The sequence below is a fragment of the Nocardiopsis lucentensis DSM 44048 genome (assembly GCF_000341125.1).
In the GTDB taxonomy this organism is placed as follows: Bacteria; Actinomycetota; Actinomycetes; order Streptosporangiales; family Streptosporangiaceae; genus Nocardiopsis; species Nocardiopsis lucentensis.
Genome location: NZ_ANBC01000502.1, coordinates 1 through 3,850, shown reverse-complemented (window position 1 = coordinate 3,850; position 3,850 = coordinate 1). Strand labels below are relative to the sequence as shown.

2 protein-coding genes and 1 pseudogene are annotated in these 3,850 nt (G+C 74.2%); all 3 read left to right on the top strand.

Annotated elements, in window-relative coordinates:
• Positions 1 to 1,430: HsdM family class I SAM-dependent methyltransferase (locus D471_RS34920; protein WP_017599865.1), on the top strand; the 1,430-nt coding region annotated here is incomplete at its 5' end.
• On the top strand, positions 1,414 to 2,997 hold the full coding sequence (locus D471_RS0117760) for a serine/threonine-protein kinase (RefSeq protein WP_017599864.1): 1,584 nt from the start codon (positions 1,414 to 1,416) through the stop codon (positions 2,995 to 2,997). The genes D471_RS34920 and D471_RS0117760, both read left to right, overlap by 17 nt.
• A 78-nt stretch (positions 2,998 to 3,075) precedes the next feature.
• Positions 3,076 to 3,850, top strand: a pseudogene (locus D471_RS0117755) (UvrD-helicase domain-containing protein); the annotation flags it as partial.

Below are 3,850 nucleotides of genomic sequence, written 5' to 3'. Positions count from 1 at the left end.
AGACGGCCGACTGGATGGTCGAGCTCGCCGGGATCGGCGCGGGTTCCTCCGTGCTGGACCCGGCGTGCGGGACCGGTTCGCTGCTGGTACGGGCCGTGCGGCGGGGCGCCGGGGTGGTCCTGGGGCAGGACCGGGACCGGGACGCGGTGCACGTGGCGACCGCCCGGCTGGTCGTCCCCGGGGGTGTGAGCGCCACGGCCTCCGGCGATTCCCTGACCGCTCCGGCCTTTCCCGCGGAGAGGGCGGACGTGGTCCTGTGCGACCCGCCGTTCCGGGACCGCGAGTGGGGGTTCGAGGAGCTGTGCGACGATCCCCGGTGGGTGTACGGGGTTCCCCCGCGCGGCGAGGGCGAACTCGCCTGGGTGCAGCACTGCCTGTCGCGGACGCGGCCCGGCGGTCGGGTGGCCGTCGTTCTTCCGGCGTCGGTCTCCCACCGGCCGGGTGGGCGGCGGATCCGCGCGAACCTGCTGCGCTCGGGGGCGCTGCGCGCCGTGCTGGAGGTGCCCGGCAGCGCGGGTACGGACTCGGGGCGCCACGTGTGGGTGCTGGTGCACCCCCGTGAGTCCGGGGAGACGTGGCGAAGGACCCTCCTGGTCGGCGGTGCGGCGGACCCCTCCGCGTCGGTGCGGGTGTGGGAGGACTTCGTCGTCGGCGGGGAGGTTCCTCCCGGCCCCCACTGGCTGGCCGCCGGGACCGACGCCCTCCTGGACGAGGAGGTGGACCTGCGGCCCTCGCGGCACCTGGACGACGCCGCCAGGGGGCGGGCCCGGGTCCGCTACCCGGCCCTGTTGAACGACCTGTCCGAGCTCCTCGACCAGGTGCGTTCGTTCTCCCGGGACCTGGAGTTGGACCCGACCGGGGACACGCCCTCGACCACGGTCGGGGCGCTGGTGGACGCGGGCGCCGTGGAGCTGCGCCGCGCGCCGGTGGCGGTGGGCACCGGGACCGGTGACGTCCCGGTCCTGACCGTGCGCGACGTGCGCTCGGGAAGCGGCCCGAGCGGCCGGTGCGACCGGGTGCCCGGGCTGGTGGCGCTCCGGTACGGGGACGTGGTGGTGGCCGAGACGGTCCGCGACGCCCCCGTGCACGTGGTGGAGGAGGGCGGCGCCGTCCTGGGGCCGCGGCTGCTACTGCTCCGGGCGGTGCCGGGGTACGCCGTCCCGGGATTCCTCGCCGGTGCGGTGCGGCCCGAGGCGGTCGCCGCCGTGCGCACCTCCAGCGGACGCGCCGACGTGCGGTCCCTGCGAATCCCGGCACTGGACACCCGGGGGCAGCGGGCCTACGCGGACGCGTGGGAACGGCTGGCGGACGGCGGACGATTGCTCGAAGCCGTCGCGGAACTGGGTGCGCAGCTGACAGAGTTGGGTCACCGGGGGCTGTTGGAGGGTGAGTTGAGGCCACGGGAACGGAGCCATGACCGGATCGGATAAGGCCACACGGATCCTGGACGGCCGCTACGAGCTCAACGCGCTCCCGCTCGCGCGCGGTGGCATGGGCGAGGTCTACGAGGGCCGCGACATCCGCCTGGAGCGGGAGGTGGCGGTCAAGTTCATCCGCTTCCCGGCTGACGCGGACGCCGACGAGCGCGCGGACATGGTGCGGCGGTTCGTCCGCGAGTCGCGGATCACCGCCGAACTGCAGCACCCCGGTGTGCCCGCGGTGTTCGACGCGGGCAGCGGGGACGACAAGCACCCCTACCTGGTGATGCAGCGCGTGCACGGGGTGAGCGTCTCCGACCTGGTCGCCGAGCAGGAGCGCCTGTCGGTGGGCTGGACGACGGGGATCGGCGCGCAGGTGTGCTCGGTGCTGGCCGCGGCGCACCGGGCGTCGCTGGTGCACCGCGACCTCAAGCCGGGCAACCTGATGCTGGAGCCGGACGGGACGGTCAAGGTCCTGGACTTCGGCCTGGCGGTGGCCCTGGACCGCACGGACATGTCGCAGATCACCCGCACCGGGCACACCCCGGGCACGCCCGCCTACATGGCGCCCGAGCAGCTCATGGCGGGGATGGCCACCCCGCAGAGCGACCTGTACGCGCTGGGCTGCGTCCTGCACGAGATGCTCACCGGCCGGAGGCTGTTCACCGCCTCCACGCCCTTCGCGGTGGCCTCCAAGCAGGCCAACGAGACGCCGAGCGGTGTGCGGGCCGTGCGCCCCGACGTGCCCCGTGAGCTGTCCGAGGTCATCGGCGCGCTGTTGGAGAAGCGCCCGGAGGACCGGCCGCGCGACGCCGTGGAGGCGTACCACCGGTTGATCGGGTTTGCCCTCGGACTCGAACCGATACCCGGGACCCTGCATCCGCCGTCCCTGCCCAACCCGCACCGCATGTACGGCGCGGCGCTCTCGCGCGTGTTCGACACCGTGCCGGAGGGCGGCCCGGACCGGGCGGAGCCCGAGGCGACCGCGACGAGGGTTCCGAAGCCGAACACGTCCCCGCTCCCCCGGGAGGACATCGAGCGGACCCGGAGCCGGGTCGCGGAGCTGGTGGGGGCCTCGCGGTACCGGCAGGCGGCCGAGACCCTGCGTGACGCCGTCACCGGGGCCACGGCCGCGTTCGGACGCACCGACCCCGACGTGGTGGAACTGCGGATGGAGTGGGCCAACGTCCTGTTCGAGGGAGGTGACTTCCGCCAGGCCGGGCCGCTGTACGCCGAACTGGCCGGGGAGTTGGAGCGCGCCGCCGACGGCGACCGGAGCCTGGTGTTCCGCTGCCGGTTGCAGCACGCCACCTGCCGGGCGCTGACCGGGGACACCGTGGAGGCGGTGGACCTGCTGCGCGAACTGCTCGACGACGAGGTGGCGGCGTTCGGCGCCGACGACCAGCGCCCCCTGGAACTGCGGCGCCAGATCGGCTTGCTCGAACTGGGCGCCGGGTGGCACGAGGCGGGCCGACGGACCCTGGAGGAGTTGCGTACCGACCTGATCCGCCTGCACGGTCCCAGCCACCCGACCGTGGCCCAGATCGACGACCTGTTGAAGGGCGCGGCCCCCTCCTGAGGGCCGCGCCTCCCGGCAGCCCGCTCCCCCGCCCCCGACCGCCCCCCCGCCGTACCACCCCCACGCTAGGAACACGCCGTGCCCCAGCTCGCCGTCCACAGGGACTTCTTCCAGGAGTTCGCCAAACTCGACAAGCCCGTGCAGAGCCGGGTCAGCGAGGTCTTCGCCAAGTTCGAGCGGGCCACGCACACCGGCCTGCACCTGGAGAAGATCACCGGCGCCCGCGACGACCGGTTCCGCACCATCCGGATCGACCGGTTCTGGCGCGGGGTGGTCCTGGCGCCGGCCAACGGCGACAGCTACACGCTGCTCAGGGTGCTCCCGCACGACGACGCCTACGACTGGGCCAGGCGGCGCCGGGCGTCGGTGAACACGGCCACGGGCGGGATCGAGATCCGTGACGTGGCCGCGATCGACGCGAGCATGCCGCACATGAAGCGGATGGCCGCGAGCGCGCCGACGCTCCTGTTCGAGCACGTGGGCGACGCGGACCTGCACCGGTTGGGCGTGGACGAGCAGACCCTGGCGTTCGCGCGGACCCTGACCGACCCCTTCCAGTTGGAGGCCGCCAAGGGGCTGCTGCCACCGGTGCAGTGGGAGGCGCTCTACGGGCTGGCGGCGGGGCTGAGCCCCGAGCAGGTGTGGGACGAGCTGGGAGCGACCATCGTCGAGGGATCGGTGGACCCCGACGACCTGGACGCTGCGGTGCGGCGCAGTCCGGACCGGGTGCTGCTGGTCGAGGGCCCCGACGAGCTGATGGCCGCGCTCGCTCACCCCTTCGACCTGTGGCGGATCTACCTGCACCCGGCCCAGCGCGCGGTGGTGGAGGCCACCCACCGGGGACCGGCCCGGG